The sequence below is a fragment of the Plantactinospora soyae genome (assembly GCF_014874095.1).
GTDB lineage: Bacteria > Actinomycetota > Actinomycetes > Mycobacteriales > Micromonosporaceae > Plantactinospora > Plantactinospora soyae.
Map to the genome: position 1 here is coordinate 752,629 of NZ_JADBEB010000001.1, position 14,375 is coordinate 767,003.

The following is a 14,375-nucleotide window of genomic DNA, read 5'->3' on the forward strand; positions in this document are numbered from 1 at the left end:
CATGGCTGAAGTGAGCTGACTGCGCGAATACCGCATGGACGCGCGCTTCGCCGTTGGCGGGTACACCAGCAGCAGCCGGGTCACGGCCCGCAAGGTCCGCGCCCGCGCCGCCGCGCTGCTGACCCGCGACTTCTTCCAACGCGAGAACGTCGACGCCGGCAAAGACATCACCACGCTCATCGCCGAAACCGGGTTCTCCCGCAAGATCCTCGATGAGTACGCCAGACCGGCCGGCTTCACCTTCGTCCGCACACCGGCGAAGCAACGAATCAGGATCCCCCGCGCACGTAACGGCGACCGCGTCGACCGCACCTGGCTACGAGAGCAAGCCGACTCAACTCCAGCTCAGCCAAGCAGGCTCCGACATTTTCAACGCGAACCTACACCACCCCTGGCGCCTCAGCGGTCGAGTGAGATGGCGTTCTTGGCCCGTTCGATCGACTCCTCCGTGGCGGGTCCACCCGGGTTCTCCGTGGCGAGTGCCTGGTTGAGTTCGACGAACGGGCGCATGCGCTGCTCGTACCGGCGCAGCGCCGCCCGGTGGTCGCCGGCCGCCGCGCCGAGCTCGTCGGCCAGCAGGTAGCCGCCGACCAGGGCGAGGCTGGTGCCCTGGCCGGACAGTGGGGAGGGGCAGTAGCCGGCGTCGCCGAGCAGCGCCACCCGCCCCGTCGACCAGGTGTCCATCCGGACCTGTGCCATCGCGTCGAAGTAGAAGTCGGGCGCCTGCCACATCTCCTTCAGCAGCCTCGGGATCTCCCAGCGCAGTCCGGAGAGCCGTTCGGCGAGCAGCCGGCGCTGCTGGTCGGTGTCACGGTGGTCGTAGTCGAGTGGCTCGGACTCGAATCCGAGATTGACCCGCAGTTCGGTGTTGCCCCGGACCGGATAGATGCCGCAGCCGGCCGTGCCGTCCCGCATCCAGACCTGCCAGTCCGCCAGGTCCAGGAAGTTCTCCGTGCGGAAGACCGCCAGGTAGGTGCCGAGGTGGTGCACGAACTCCGCCTCCGGGCCGAAGGCCAGCCGCCGTACCGTGGAGTGCAGGCCGTCGGCACCGATCACCAGGTCGAAGGTACGCGGAGCGGCCCGCTCGAACTCGACCCGTACGCCGTGCTCGTCCTGGACCAGCCGGCTGATCGAGTCGTCGAAGACGTACTCGACGTCGGGCCGGGTCAGCTCGTGCAACTGGTGGGTCAGGTCTTCACGCAGCACCTCGATGTCCGCGCTGTCGAGCCGGCCGCTGCTCAGGGCCATCTCGGTGGAGCGCATGACCTCGTTGCCGTCGCCGTCGAGCATCGACATGCCCCGCATCCGGGTACGGAGCTGGCGCAGCGGCGTCAGGATGCCCATCCGGTCGACCACGTCCAGCGCCACGCCCCGGATGTCGATGGCCTGCCCACCGGTACGCGGCGCCGGAGCCCGTTCGACCACGGTGACGGCAAAGCCGCGGCGACGCAGCCAGTACGCCAGGGCGGGGCCGGCGACGCTGGCGCCAGAGATGAGAACGCTCTCCATCAGAACCTCCTGTTACGTTGTACGTGCCAGCCAATGTACGGCGTACGTTCAACCCGCGCAACAGGGAAAATCCGCAGTTGTGTACTAGGACAGGCAGCACCGTACAGGCCCGTTCGGGTAGCATCTGTACTAGGACAGAGAGGGAGGTGACCGGTGGCCGCCACAGTCGAGCCGCCCTACCTGCGCATCGTCAGGGAGATCCGTCGACGCGTCGCCGAGGGGGAACTCCGGCCCGGCGACCGGGTGCCCTCGACCCGGCAGCTCGCCAGCGAGTGGGGCGTCGCCCTCGCCACCGCCACCAGGGCGCTCACCACGCTCAACCAGGAGGGCGTCGTACGGGCCCAGCCCCGGGTCGGCACCGTCGTCGCCGCCCCGGACCCGGAGCCGGAGCCGAGCCGGAGTCGGCGACGCCCCACCCCGAACCCGGCCCACCCGGCCGAACCCGAGCTGACCCGCGAACGCGTCGTCCACGCCGCCATCGGAATCGCCGACACCGAGGGGCTGGAGGCGCTGTCCATGCGTGGTGTGGCGGCCCGGCTCGGCGTGGCCACCATGTCGCCGTACCGCTATGTGCACAGCAAGGAGGAACTGACCCTGCTGATGGCCGACGCGGCGTACGGGGAGCGGGGTTATCCCGGGCCGGCACCCGACGGCTGGCGGGCCCGGCTGGAACTGGGCGCGCGGACGTTGTGGGAACTGCACCAGCGCCATCCCTGGCTGGCCCAGCTCAGCCCGCTCACCAGGCCACTGCCGCTGCCCAACCTGATGGTGCACGGCGAATGGGTGCTCGCCGCCCTGGACGGACTCGGTCTCGACCCGGCCACCATGCTCGACCTGAACATCCTGGTCTACAGCTTCGTGCAGGGTCTCGCCGCTAACCTGGAGCGGGAGGCTCAGGCCAGGGCCGCCAGCGGCATCTCCGAGCAGGAGTGGATCGACGGGCAGGCTCCGGCGCTCGACGCGCTGGCCGGTTCCGGGAACGCCCCCACCTACGCCAAGTTGCTGACCAGCTTCGCCCGGACCGGTTACGACCTCGATCTCGACCGGCTCTTCGAGACCGGGCTGCGGGCCCTGCTCGACGGTTTCGCCGCACTGGTCGAGGAGCGGGCCGGGCAGCGCCCCGGGCCGGCCGGCTGAGCCGGGCCCGACACCGGGGCGGTGCCCGCGCGGGTCAGAGTTTGTCGATCGGGGCGTGCCGGAGCACGAGCCAGAGCGTCTGGTCGCCGAAGTCGATCTGCGCCCGTGCGCCCGGACCGTGTCCCTCGACCGCGAGCACCCGGCCGAGGCCGTACCGCTGGTGGTTGACCCGATCCCCGACCACGACCTTCGGGGCCTGCGGCAACTCGCTCGCCGTGGTCAGTCGGCTGCCGTCCACGCCGAGTCGCTGGGCGAGCTGCGCGGCCCTGGGGGTCCCGCCGCTGAAGCCGCCACCCCGGTAGCCCCCGGACCGGTCCCCGCCCCCGGACCGGCCGCCGACGCCGCCACCGGTGCCCGACCACGACGTGTACGCGGCCCCGGTGCGCTCCCAGCGGACCAGGTCCTCCGGCAACTCGTCGACGAACCGGGACGGCGGGTTGTAGGACGGCTGGCCCCAGGCCGACCGGGTGACCGCGCGGGACAGGTAGAGCCGCTGCCGCGCCCGGGTGATCCCGACGTACGCCAGCCGGCGCTCCTCCTCCAACTCGCGGGTGTCGCCGAGCGCGCGCAGGTGCGGAAAGACGCCGTCCTCCAGGCCGGTCAGGAACACCACCGGGAACTCCAGGCCCTTGGCGGTGTGCAGCGTCATCAGGGTGACCACGCCCTGGTGGTCGGGGTCGTCCGAGGGGATCTGGTCGGCGTCGGCGACCAGCGCCACCTGCTCCAGGAAGCCGGCCAGGGTGGCACCGGGGTCGCCCTCCTCGGCCAGCGCCTCCACCCGCTCGGTGTACTCCCGGGCGACGCTGACCAGTTCCTGGAGGTTCTCCACCCGACCCGCGTCCTGCGGGTCGAGGCTCTCCTCCAGTTCACTGAGATAGCCGGAGCGGGTCAGTACCGCCTCCAGCACCTCCTCCGGCAGCGCCGTGGCGGCCATCTCGCGCACCCCGTCGAGCAGGGCGACGAACTCGGCGATCGCGTTCGCGGACCGGGTGGAGATGCCCGGTGCCTCGGACGCCCGGCGCAGTGCCTGGCCGAACGAGACCCGGTCCCGGGTCGAGAGGGCCTCCACGCAGGCCTCGGCGCGGTCCCCGATACCCCGCCGTGGGGTGTTGAGGATGCGCCGGATGCTCACCGTGTCGTCGTCGTTGACCACGGCGCGCAGGTAGGCCAGGGCGTCCCGGACCTCCTTGCGCTCGTAGAACCGCACCCCGCCGACGACCTTGTACGGCAGTCCGACCCGGATGAACACCTCTTCGAAGACCCGGGACTGGGCGTTGGTGCGGTAGAAGACGGCCACGTCACCCGGGCGGGCCTCGTCGGCGTCACCGAGCCGGTCGATCTCCCGGCCCACCCAGTCCGCCTCGGCGTGCTCGGTGTCGGCGACGTAGCCGACGATCTGCTCGCCCGCGCCCTCCTCGCTCCACAGCCGCTTCGGCTTGCGCGAGGTGTTGTTGTCGATGACCGCGTTGGCCGCGTTCAGGATCGTCTGGGTCGACCGGTAGTTCTGCTCCAGCAGGATGGTCCGGGCGTCGGTGAAGTCCCGCTCGAACTCCAGGATGTTCCGGATCGTGGCGCCCCGGAACGCGTAGATCGACTGGTCGGCGTCACCGACCACGCAGAGCTCGGCCGGTGCGATGCCGGGCGTGCCGCCGACCAGCTCCTTCACCAGCGTGTACTGCGCGTGGTTGGTGTCCTGGTACTCGTCGACGAGGACGTGCCGGAACCGTCGGCGGTAGCTCTCCGCGACGTGCGGGTGCGACTGGAGGAGATGCACCGTCGCCATGATCAGGTCGTCGAAGTCCAGCGCGTGCGCCTCGACGAGCCGCTGCTGATAGCGGGTGTACGCCTCGGCGAGCGCCCGCTCGTTCGGCCCGCTCGCCCGGGCGGCGAACGTCTCCGGGTCGACCAGTTCGTTCTTCAGGTTGGACACCTGGGCGGTCAGTCCCCGGGCCGGATAGCGCTTCGGGTCCAGGTCGAGTTCCCGGGTGACGAGCTGCATCAGCCGGCGCGAGTCGTCGGCGTCGTAGATCGAGAAGGTCGACTTCAGCCCGGCGTGCTCGTGCTCGGCCCGCAGGATGCGTACGCAGGCGGAGTGGAACGTCGAGACCCACATCAGCCGGGCCCGGGGACCGACCAGTGCGGAGACCCGGTCCTTCATCTCCCCGGCCGCCTTGTTGGTGAAGGTGATCGCGATGATCTCCCCGGGATGTACGTCCCTGGCGGCGAGCAGGTACGCGATCCGGTGGGTGAGCACCCGGGTCTTGCCCGAGCCGGCACCGGCCACGATGAGCAGGGGCGAGCCGGAATGGGTCACCGCGTCCCGCTGGGGCCCGTTCAGCCCGTCCAGCAGGGCCTGCGGGTCGAGGCCCGACGGGCGGCGCCGGGGCGGATCCTGGGTCGGCGGGACGTGGGGCGGCGGGGGTTCGAAGAGAGCATGCATCGCCTGGCGAGTCTATGCCGCCGGGCGGACAACCCACGCCTCCGCTCGCCGCACCCGGCGTACTCCGGAACCGGCCGGGCACCGGCGAATGTCGTCCCAGGATCGCCAAGTCGCTTGCCAAGGGCCTCGCCGGCTGGGCATACTCGGGTCGTGATCCATCGGGTGCTGCCTTACTTTTTCTACGGCTCCGGAAGTCCGGCAGCCGTGGGTCGCGCCTGAACATGACCTACGAAAAGCCCCGGGCTCCTGGAGCCCGGGGCTTTTCGCATCGGGATCCGGGCACCGGGGACCTATCTCCCAAGGAGGACCCCATGGCGACAGAGGTCGCGGAGCAGCCCGTCGAGTCGACCGGCGCCGGCATCCAGACCGGGACGAGCGAGCCGGACGCCGCACAGCACATTCTCGGGCTGCGGGAGCGGATCAACGAGATCGACCACGAACTGATCGCCCTCTGGCAGGAGCGTGCCGCCCTGTCCCAGCAGGTCGGCAGGACCCGGATGGCCTCCGGTGGCACCCGACTCGTACTGTCCCGCGAGCGCGAGATCCTGGACCGGTTCCGCGAGGCGCTGGGCGCGGACGGCACCCAGCTCGCCCTCCTGCTGCTGCGGGCCGGTCGCGGCCCGCTCTGAGCCGCCACCAGCGCGACGCGACGCCGACTCCGGAGGTAACCCCGATCCTGGAGGTAACCCCGATCCCGGGGGCATCGCCGAATCCGGGGGCATCGCCGATCCCGGAGGTGTCGCCGAGCCCGGGAGCATCGCCGACAAGGCCCGGACGCGAGCCCGGGACGCCGGCCGCATGGATGGCGGCCCGCGCCCCGGGCAATGAGGAGGCGTTCTACTTCCACCGGTGGTCAGGCCGGGTCAGGCCCACCACCGGCGCCTGAGTGGTCTACTCGACCGCGTGTACCACGTCCCGCACCTCGGCGAAGTGGCAGGCGCTCGGATGCGCGGAACTCTCCCGCGTCGTCAGCGCCGGCTCCTGCTCGGCGCAGATGTCCTGCGCCTTCCAGCACCGGGTCCGGAACCGACAACCCGACGGCGGGTTGGCCGGCGACGGGACGTCGCCCTCCAGGACGATCTGGTCCCGCTGCCCGCGCAGCGTCGGGTCCGGCACCGGCACCGCGGAGAGCAGAGCCTGGGTGTACGGATGCGTCGGCCGCTCGTAAATCTCGTCCTCGACCCCGATCTCCACGATCTTGCCGAGGTACATCACCGCGACCCGGTCGGCGATGTGCCGAACCACCGACAGGTCGTGCGCGATGAAGATGTACGACAGTCCCAACTCGTCCTGGAGCCGCTCCAACAGGTTGATCACCTGCGCCTGGATCGACACGTCCAACGCCGACACCGGCTCGTCACAGACGATGATCTCCGGCTTGAGCGCCAACGCCCGGGCGATCCCGATCCGCTGCCGCTGACCACCCGAGAACTGGTGCGGATACCGGTTGATGTGCTCCGGATTCAACCCGACCAGGTCCAGCAGCTCCCGGACCCGCTGCTTCCGCTCGCCCCGCGGCACGACCTCGGTGTGGATGTCGAACGGCTCGCCGATGATGTCGCCGACCGTCATCCGGGGGTTCAACGAGGTGTACGGGTCCTGCAACACCATCTGGATGTTGCGGCGGGCCCGCCGCAACTCGGTGCCGCGCAGCCGGGTCATGTCCTGCCCACGCACGTTGATCGAGCCGCTGGTCGGCTTCTCCAGCCCGACCAGCAGCTTCGCGAGCGTCGACTTGCCACAGCCCGACTCCCCCACCACGCCGAGGGTCTCGCCCCGGCGCAGCTTCAGGTCGACGCCGTCAACCGCGCGTACCGCACCGATCTGCGTCTGCAGGACGATGCCCCGGGTGATCGGGAAGTGCTTGACCAGACTGTTGGTCTCCAGCACCACATCCTTAGCTTCCGGCTGGCTCATCGCCCACCACCTCCGTCCAGAAATGGCAACGCGCGGTCCGGGCCGGCGCCACGTCGTACTGCTGCGGCGGCGGGTCGGCCCGGCACTCATCCCGGGCGTACGCGCAGCGCGGATGGAACGGGCAACCGGCCGGGATCCGGAGCAGGTTCGGCGGCAGACCCTTGATCACGTTGAGCTGCTGGCCCTTCATGTCCAGCCGCGGAATCGACTCCAGCAGAGCCTTGGTGTACGGATGTGCCGGCCGGGCGTAGATGTCCAGGACCGGCGCCTCCTCGACCACCTTGCCGGCGTACATCACCGAGATCCGGTCGGCGACGTCGGCGACCACGCCCATGTCGTGCGTGATCAGGATCAGGCCCATGTTCCGTTCCCGCCGCAGTTCGGCGAGCAGGTTCATGATCTGCGCCTGGACCGTGACGTCGAGCGCCGTGGTCGGCTCGTCCGCGATCAGCACCTTGGGATCCAGCGCCAGCGCCATCGCGATCATGACGCGCTGCCGCATACCGCCGGAGAACTGGTGCGGATAGTCGTTGATCCGCTGCCTGGCGGCGGGGATCTTGACCAGGTCGAGCAGCTCGATCGACCGCCGTCGCGCCTCCTGCCGGGACGTTCCACGGTGGACCCGGAACAGCTCGGCGAGCTGGAAGCCCACCGAGAAGACCGGGTTCAGCGCGGAGAGCGCGTCCTGGAAGATCATCGCGATGTGGTTGGCCCGCACCTTGCGGCGCTGCTCCTCCGGCAGCTTCAGCAGGTCGACACCCCGGTACCGGATGGCGCCCTCGGTGACGAATCCGGGTGGCGAGTCGAGGATGCCCATGATGGCCTGGGCCGTGACCGACTTGCCACATCCGGACTCGCCCAGGATCGCCAGCGTCTCACCGGGATCGAGGTGGAGGTCCACCCCGTTGATCGCCCGGGCCACGCCGGCCTGGGTACGGAATTCGACGTGCAGATTCTCGACATCCAGCAACCGGGCACTGGAATCCAGTCCGGGCAGGACGTCGATCTCGGCTTTGATATCGGTCATGGATGAGCTCACCGCAGCCTCGGGTCGAAGGCGTCGCGGATCGCGTCGCCGAGCATGATGAACGCCAGCACGGTCAGCGCCAGGAAGACCGACGGCCAGACCAGTGGTCGGGCGGTCTCCGTCACGTACGGCGCCGACTCGGAGATGGCGATGCCCCACGAGATCGCGTCGCCCTTGAGACCCACACCGAGGAACGTCAGTGTGGCCTCGGTGGCGATGTTGACGCCCAGCAGGATGGTCAGTACCACCACGAACGGCGCGGCGGCGTTCGGCAGGATGTGCCGGATCATCAGCCGGCCGGGGCCGGCACCGAGCATCCGGGCCGCCGCGACGTAGTCCTGGTTCTTGGCCGAGATGACCGACGACCGCATGATCCGGGCACCGGTGGTCCAGGTGATGAAGCCCAGGGTGAGCGCCACGGCCCAGAAGCCGGAGTCGTTCGGGTCGGAGGAGAGCCGGCGGGCGAGCACGATCGCGGCGAGCAGGGTGGGGATACCCAGCACGATGTCGATACCACGGGCCAGCAGCGCGTCCACCCAGCCACCGAAGTAGCCCGCCGCCATGCCGACGATCAGCCCGATCAGGCCGGCGATGGTGGTGGCGATCAGGCTGATCAGCACCGAGTTACGGGCACCGTAGACGGTGCGGGCGTAGACGTCGCAGCCCTGGAAGTCGTATCCGAAGAACGCGTTGCCACTCGGGCCCCTGTGCTGGCGGGCCAGGGCACAGGCTTCCGGATCGCTCGACATGAACAGGCCGGGGAACGCCGACATGAGGACCACCAGCACCACCAGGACGGCAGCCGTCCAGAAGATCCAGTTGCGCCGCAGGTCGTCCCAGGCGTCCCCGGTGAGGCTGCGCGGCTTCTCGTGCCCACTGTCGGGCGACACGGGCACGCCGGCGGCCGTGGGAACCTCGGCCTGGGTTACAGATTCGATGTTGCTCATCGGGTGCCTCGCTTACTCATGCCGCCACCTCGCTGCGCCCGGCGCCGCCAGAAGGCACACACACGCTGAGCTGACTGGTTCGTGCGCTTCGCTTCACGCATAGCGGATCCTCGGGTCGAGTACCGCGTACAACAGATCGACCACCAGGTTGACCACCAGGAAGACGATCACCAGGATGCTGACGAAGCCGACGACGAGCGGGCCGTCCTCCGTACGGATCCCACGCACCAGCATGAACCCGACGCCGGGGATATTGAAGACGCCCTCGGTGACGATCGCCCCGGCCATCAGGTTGCCGAGGTCCACACCGATCAGGGTCACGACCGGGATCAGCGAGTTACGCAGCACGTGTACGCCGATCACCCGCCGGTTGGCGAGGCCCTTGGCCCGGGCGGTACGGACGTAGTCCGATCGCAGGTTCTCCGCCACCGAGGCCCGGGTGACCCGGAGCTGGGTGGCGATCACCAAACTGCTCAGTACGAACGCCGGCAGCACGAGTGCGAACATTCCTGAATCGGCGCCGGCCGTGGCCGGAACCCACTGCAACCGCATGCCGAAGATGAGCTGCGCCAGCGGCGCCAGTACGACGATCGGCATCGAGAGCAGCAGCAGGGTGATGACCAGCGTGGTGGTGTCGAAGACGCCGCCACGGCGGATGCCGGAGACGATGCCGGCGGTCACGGCGACGAGCACCGCGATGATGATCGAGAAGAGGGCCAGCCGGATGGTCACCGGCCAGGCCTGTTCCATCATCTCCACGATGGGCCGGTTGGTCAGCGAGATGCCGAAGTCGCCGGTCAGGAGGCCCTTCATGTAATGGCCATATTGGAGGATAAACGGGTCGTCGAGGTGATATCTTTCGGTAAGCGCCTGCCGGACGTTCTCCGGAAGTGGTCGCTCACCTGCCAATGCCTGGAGCGGGTCGCTCTGGTTGGCGAACATCAGCGCGTACACGATGAAGGTGGCCCCGAAAAACGTCAGGACCCCTTGCAGCAGGCGCCGCACGAAGTAGCGGAACATATCTCAAGTCCTTCGCAAGACGAGCATCGGCAACTGCCGGAGGGGCAGCCGGACCGCGATGGGACGGTAGCGACCGCAGCCTCACCAGACCCGGGTCGGGCTGGTGAGGCTCGCACGTACGGTCCGGTCCGACCCGGGCTGGCCGGGGTGGACCGGACCGTACGCCGCTTGGCGCGATCAGATCAGCTCGTGGCCTCGATCTTCAGGATCTCGACCTTCTGGAACTTGTCGACCTCGACGTTCTTCACCCGCTCGGAGTGACCGAAGACGTTCTGGCCGAGTCGCAGCGGGATGACCGGCATGTCGCGGGCCAGGATGTCCTCGGCCTGCTGCCAGAGCTTGATGGCCTCTTCCTGGGTCGGCGCGGCCGAACCCTGCTTGACCAGGGCGTCGAACTCCGGGTTGCTGTAACCGTAGTAGTTCGACGAACCGCCGGTGCCGTACAGCGGGCCCAGGTAGTTCTCCATCAGCGGGTAGTCCATGATCCAGCCGAGCCGGATCAGGCCCACCGGCTCCTTGGCCTCGACCTTGGTCAGCAGGTCGGCGAACTTCGGCTCACCGGTACCGACGCAGTCCACGCCCAGGTTGGCCTTCAGCTGGTTGCAGGTCGCGTCGACCCACGCCTTGTGCCCACCATCGGCGTTGTACGTGATCTTGATCTGCTTCGGGCCACCGGCGGCCTCGTACGCCGTCTTCGCCTTGGCCGGGTCGTAGGTGCAGGCCTCGCCGCAGCTGTTCTCGCGGAAGCCGGCCACCGCCGGAGAGACGAAGGACGTCGCCGGGGTCTGCGAACCCCGGAAGATGCTGGTGGTGATCTCCTCGCGGTTGATCGCCATGGAGATCGCCTTACGCACCTCGACCTTTGCGAAGTCCTGCTGGAACGTCGGGAATCCGACGAACTGGAAGACGGAGTTCGGGCTGGTCTTGAAGCGGTCGCCCAGATCGGTCGGCGCGCTGGCCAGGTTCTCGATCGGGATCTGGGTGACGACGTCCAGGCCGCCGCCCATCAGCTCGGCGTACTGGGCCGTCTGCTCCTGGAAGATGCGGTAGTTGACGCCACCGACCTTCGGCTTGTCACCCGGGAAGGCGTCGTACGCCTCGACCTCGATCTTCGCGTCGTGCTCCCACTTGCCCTTCATCTTGAAGGGGCCGTTGCCGATCGGAGCCTGCTCGAAGTCCTCCTTGAGCACACCCTCGGACTGCCACGCCGCAGCCGGCAGCGGGTAGAAGGTGGTGTAGCCCATGACCGAACGCCAGCCGGAGAACGGCTCGCTCAGCGTCACCGTGAAGGTCAGTTCGTCGACCTTCTTCAGACCGGTGAGGGTCTTCGCCGCCGGGTCCGGAGCCTTCTGCGGGCCTTCGCCGTCCGGGTCCTTGGACTGCAGGTCCTTGTAGCCCTCGACCCGCTCCAGGAAGTACGAGCCGCCGTTGCCGTTCGGGCCGTACGCCGCGTGGTTCCAGGCGTTGATGTAGTTGTCGGCGCCGACCTTCTCGCCGTTGTGGAAGGTGTAGCCGTCCTTCAGCTTGATCGTCCAGACCTTGTTGTCCGTCGACTCCACCGATTCGGCGGCAACCAGGTACGGCTTGTTGTCGGCGTCGAAGTCGACGAGCGGGCTGAAGAGCGCAGCAAGCACCTCGGCACCGTTGGACTCGGTCGCGTTGCTGGGGATCAGGTGCTGGGGCTCGCCGATGCCGATCGAGATCACCGCGTCAGCGGCCTCGGTCTCATCGGCGCCGCCACCGCAGCCTGCCGCCAACAACATTATGGCGGTCGCGCCGACCGCCATCTTTAACGGGAATTGCCCGCGCATGAGTAGAGCCTCCTCAGGGCGCTCACGAGGGACTGTGAGGTGACTGACACTGTGACACTGAGCTGCCTAGCGCGGAAAGGTGCCGTTATCAACCCGTTAGTTGCCGGCAATGTTTCACACCTGGACGGCGGCCCGCCCGGCGACCGCGCGCCACGACGGTGAGCAGCCAAAACGTCACCCGTCCCGAGGGCCCCGGAGGCCGCGCGCAACGCTCATTGTGACCTATCCCGCCTCGGTGTGCACGCTCTCCGATGTCAAGCGAGTACTTGCCGTATCTGGCCATCCGGACGATGTGGACCTCGGTACGACGGGTACCCGGGCCGACAAGACACTCATCACCATCGATGCAATGTACCTGATCGTCACCGAACCGACACCGATGGCTCCGGCCGCGGACGTCCCTCGGCGTCCGCGTACCGGGCCGGTTCGGGCGTACTCAGACCAGACGGCGGTCGGCGGCCCAGCGGGACAGCTCGTACCGGTTGGACATCTGGAGCTTGCGCAACACGTTCGACACGTGCGTCTCCACGGTCTTGATGGAGATGAACAGCTCCTTGGCGATCTCCTTGTAGGCGTACCCCCGGGCGAGCAGCCGGAGCACCTCCCGCTCCCGGTTGGTGAGCTGGTCCAGCTCCGGGTCGGCGACCGGGGCGTCCGGCCGCGAGGCGAAGGAGTCCAGCACGAACCCGGCCAGCCGGGGGCTGAAGACCGCGTCGCCGTCGGCGACCCGGCGGATCGCGGCGGTCAGCTCGTCGGGCGAGATCGTCTTGGTGACGTACCCCCGGGCACCGGCCCTGATCAGCCCGATCACGTCCTCGGCCGCGTCCGAGACGCTGAGCGCCAGGAACCGGACCTCCGGCCGGGTACGCCGGACCGCCTCCAGCACCGCCCGGCCACCCCCGTCGGGCATGTGCACGTCGAGCAGCACCACGTCCGGCTCGGTGGCCGCGATCCGGCTGACCGCCTCGGCGACCGTACTGGCCTCGCCGATCACCTCGACGTGCGCGCCCAGCTCGGCCCGTACGCCGGCCCGGAACATCGCGTGATCGTCGACGAGGAACACCCGCAGCCGCCGTGGCTCGGGCGTGCCGTCCTGCGCCGGCTCCGTCGTCTCGACCATGGTCGTTACCTGTCCTTCCCTGGTGGTGTGCCCTCCCGCGGAATCGGCAGGAAGAGTCGCACCTCGGTGCCATCGCCCGGCGTACTGCGGATCTCGGCCCGCCCACCGTGCCGCTTCATCCGTCCGATGATCGAGCCGCGTACGCCGTGCCGGTGGTCCTCCACCGTAGCCAGGTCGAAGCCCGCCCCGCGATCGCGGACGAAGACGCTCACCTGTTCCGGCTCGACCTCGGCGTACAGCGACACGGTCTCGACCTTGGCGTGCCGCGCCGCGTTGACCAGCGCCTCCCGGGCGGCGGCGACCAGCGCGCCGACCCGCTCGTCCGTCTCCCGGTCACCGACGACCACCGCCTCGACGGTGATCGCGAAGGTGTCCTCCACCTCGGCGGCGGCCTGCTCCAGGGCCGCGGCGAGCCGCTCGGTCGGCGAGCCGGCGGGCTTGTACAGCCAGCTCCGCAGCGACCGTTCCTGTCCCCGGGCCAGCCGCTGAACCATCTTCACGTCGCCCGCGTTGCGCTGGATCAGGGCCAGGGTGTGCAGTACCTGGTCGTGGATCATGGCGGCGAGTTCAGCCCGCTCCTGCTCCCGGATCCGGCCCTCCCGCTCCGCCCTCAACTGGTTGTACGTCCGCCAGAGCACCGGTGCGGCGACCACGCCGACACCGGCGAGCGCGACCAGGGCGAAGATCACCCCGTTGATCACCGCGTCGAAGTTCCCCTGCGGCCGGTACACCGCGACCACGCCGATCAACCCGACCGCGACCAGGACCCCGCCGCCGATGAACCGCAGGACGAACGCGCGCCGGTCGCTCTCCTCCACCACCGCACCGAGCCACGGCACCGGCAGCGACTCGCTCCACTGCCAGCGGCGCTCGGGGGCGGACTGGTGCCAGATCACGCCGGCACCGACGGCGATGATCGAAACCAGCCAACCGGCCGTCCCGGCCACCCCGGACTTGAAGATCACGACCTCGACCAACATCACCGCGAGTCCGATGACCACGAACGGCAACAGGTGGAAGACGTTGCGCCGGGGCGGCGGCCCGGTGCCACCCGGCCGGGGCGGCACGACCGCCCAGAACGCCGCGTAGAGCAACAGGCCCAGACCGCTGAACCCGAGCAGCAGAACGAACGCGATCCGCACCCACACCACGCGGATGCCCAGGTGCCAGGCGATGCCGGAGGCCACGCCGGCGACCATTCGGTGGTCGCGAGCGCGGTAGAGCCGGGGTGACTCGGTCGTGGCGCGGATCGGATGCTCCTCGTCCTGACAGATGGCGGTGGCCGACAGCCTGTCCCGGGGACCACCCCCGCGACATCCCTGGCAGCGACGCTTCGATGGTCACACGCGGTCCCGGTCGGCAGCCATGGGGACTCCCCGGACATCGCGCACCAGATATCTCAGGGTGGGCTCAGGGTTGTCGCCTGAGGCCGGCCGACCAGCGACGG

General features: G+C 69.1%; 11 protein-coding genes. 2 read left to right on the top strand and 9 right to left on the bottom strand.

Features of this window, described 5'->3' with window-relative positions; all coding sequences use genetic code 11:
- Positions 1 to 399 precede the first annotated feature (399 nt).
- A complete protein-coding gene (locus tag H4W31_RS03270; RefSeq protein ID WP_192765293.1) occupies positions 400 to 1,509 on the bottom strand; it encodes an FAD-dependent monooxygenase in 1,110 nt (369 codons plus the stop codon).
- A gap of 153 nt (positions 1,510 to 1,662) precedes the next feature.
- On the opposite strand from H4W31_RS03270, the gene H4W31_RS03275 reads away from it, so the two are divergent.
- Positions 1,663 to 2,646 (top strand): GntR family transcriptional regulator, encoded by a 984-nt coding sequence (locus tag H4W31_RS03275; RefSeq protein ID WP_192765294.1) that lies wholly within the window; start codon positions 1,663 to 1,665, stop codon positions 2,644 to 2,646.
- Positions 2,647 to 2,680: 34 nt separating this feature from the next.
- Here H4W31_RS03275 and pcrA read toward each other — a convergent pair whose 3' ends face one another.
- On the bottom strand, positions 2,681 to 5,086 hold the full coding sequence (gene pcrA / locus H4W31_RS03280; RefSeq protein WP_192765295.1) for a DNA helicase PcrA: 2,406 nt from the start codon (positions 5,084 to 5,086) through the stop codon (positions 2,681 to 2,683).
- A gap of 311 nt (positions 5,087 to 5,397) precedes the next feature.
- Between pcrA and H4W31_RS03285 the strand changes: the two genes are divergently transcribed.
- Positions 5,398 to 5,715: a chorismate mutase gene (locus H4W31_RS03285; RefSeq protein ID WP_192765296.1), complete on the top strand. Its 318-nt coding sequence runs from the start codon at positions 5,398 to 5,400 to the stop codon at positions 5,713 to 5,715.
- Between the two features lie 262 nt (positions 5,716 to 5,977).
- Here the strand turns inward: H4W31_RS03285 and H4W31_RS03290 are convergent, their stop codons facing one another.
- The 7 genes from H4W31_RS03290 to H4W31_RS03320 all read right to left on the bottom strand — a co-directional run bounded on the left by H4W31_RS03290 (position 5,978) and on the right by H4W31_RS03320 (position 14,178).
- Complete coding sequence (locus H4W31_RS03290; protein WP_192765297.1) at positions 5,978 to 7,003, bottom strand: ABC transporter ATP-binding protein; 1,026 nt, start codon at positions 7,001 to 7,003, stop codon at positions 5,978 to 5,980.
- Positions 6,984 to 8,030 carry an ABC transporter ATP-binding protein gene (locus H4W31_RS03295; protein WP_192765298.1) on the bottom strand — a complete coding sequence of 349 codons (1,047 nt, stop codon included), beginning with the start codon at positions 8,028 to 8,030 and terminating at the stop codon, positions 6,984 to 6,986. The genes H4W31_RS03290 and H4W31_RS03295 overlap by 20 nt, the downstream gene beginning before the upstream one ends.
- An 8-nt stretch (positions 8,031 to 8,038) precedes the next feature.
- Positions 8,039 to 8,977, bottom strand: a complete 939-nt coding sequence (locus H4W31_RS03300; protein WP_192765299.1) for an ABC transporter permease — start codon at positions 8,975 to 8,977, stop codon at positions 8,039 to 8,041.
- A 93-nt stretch (positions 8,978 to 9,070) separates the two neighbouring features.
- Positions 9,071 to 9,997 (bottom strand): ABC transporter permease, encoded by a 927-nt coding sequence (locus tag H4W31_RS03305; RefSeq protein ID WP_192765300.1) that lies wholly within the window; start codon positions 9,995 to 9,997, stop codon positions 9,071 to 9,073.
- A 182-nt stretch (positions 9,998 to 10,179) separates the two neighbouring features.
- Positions 10,180 to 11,808 carry a peptide ABC transporter substrate-binding protein gene (locus tag H4W31_RS03310; RefSeq protein WP_192765301.1) on the bottom strand — a complete coding sequence of 543 codons (1,629 nt, stop codon included), beginning with the start codon at positions 11,806 to 11,808 and terminating at the stop codon, positions 10,180 to 10,182.
- A 436-nt stretch (positions 11,809 to 12,244) separates the two neighbouring features.
- Entirely contained in the window at positions 12,245 to 12,928 is a 684-nt protein-coding gene (locus H4W31_RS03315) for a response regulator (RefSeq protein WP_192765302.1), read from the bottom strand.
- 5 nt (positions 12,929 to 12,933) lie between these two features.
- Positions 12,934 to 14,178, bottom strand: coding sequence for a PspC domain-containing protein (locus H4W31_RS03320; protein WP_318783702.1), 1,245 nt, complete (start codon positions 14,176 to 14,178; stop codon positions 12,934 to 12,936).
- Positions 14,179 to 14,375: the final 197 nt, after the last annotated feature.

What these genes read in the sequence shown, in the direction of transcription:
- H4W31_RS03270 (WP_192765293.1), bottom strand. Translation starts at nt 1,509, where the DNA reads ATGGAGAGCGTTCTCATCTCTGGCGCCAGCGTCGCCGGCCCCGCCCTG.
- pcrA (WP_192765295.1), bottom strand. Translation starts at nt 5,086, where the DNA reads ATGCATGCTCTCTTCGAACCCCCGCCGCCCCACGTCCCGCCGACCCAG.
- H4W31_RS03285 (WP_192765296.1), top strand. Translation starts at nt 5,398, where the DNA reads ATGGCGACAGAGGTCGCGGAGCAGCCCGTCGAGTCGACCGGCGCCGGC.
- H4W31_RS03290 (WP_192765297.1), bottom strand. Translation starts at nt 7,003, where the DNA reads ATGAGCCAGCCGGAAGCTAAGGATGTGGTGCTGGAGACCAACAGTCTG.
- H4W31_RS03295 (WP_192765298.1), bottom strand. Translation starts at nt 8,030, where the DNA reads ATGACCGATATCAAAGCCGAGATCGACGTCCTGCCCGGACTGGATTCC.
- H4W31_RS03300 (WP_192765299.1), bottom strand. Translation starts at nt 8,977, where the DNA reads ATGAGCAACATCGAATCTGTAACCCAGGCCGAGGTTCCCACGGCCGCC.
- H4W31_RS03305 (WP_192765300.1), bottom strand. Translation starts at nt 9,997, where the DNA reads ATGTTCCGCTACTTCGTGCGGCGCCTGCTGCAAGGGGTCCTGACGTTT.
- H4W31_RS03310 (WP_192765301.1), bottom strand. Translation starts at nt 11,808, where the DNA reads ATGCGCGGGCAATTCCCGTTAAAGATGGCGGTCGGCGCGACCGCCATA.
- H4W31_RS03315 (WP_192765302.1), bottom strand. Translation starts at nt 12,928, where the DNA reads ATGGTCGAGACGACGGAGCCGGCGCAGGACGGCACGCCCGAGCCACGG.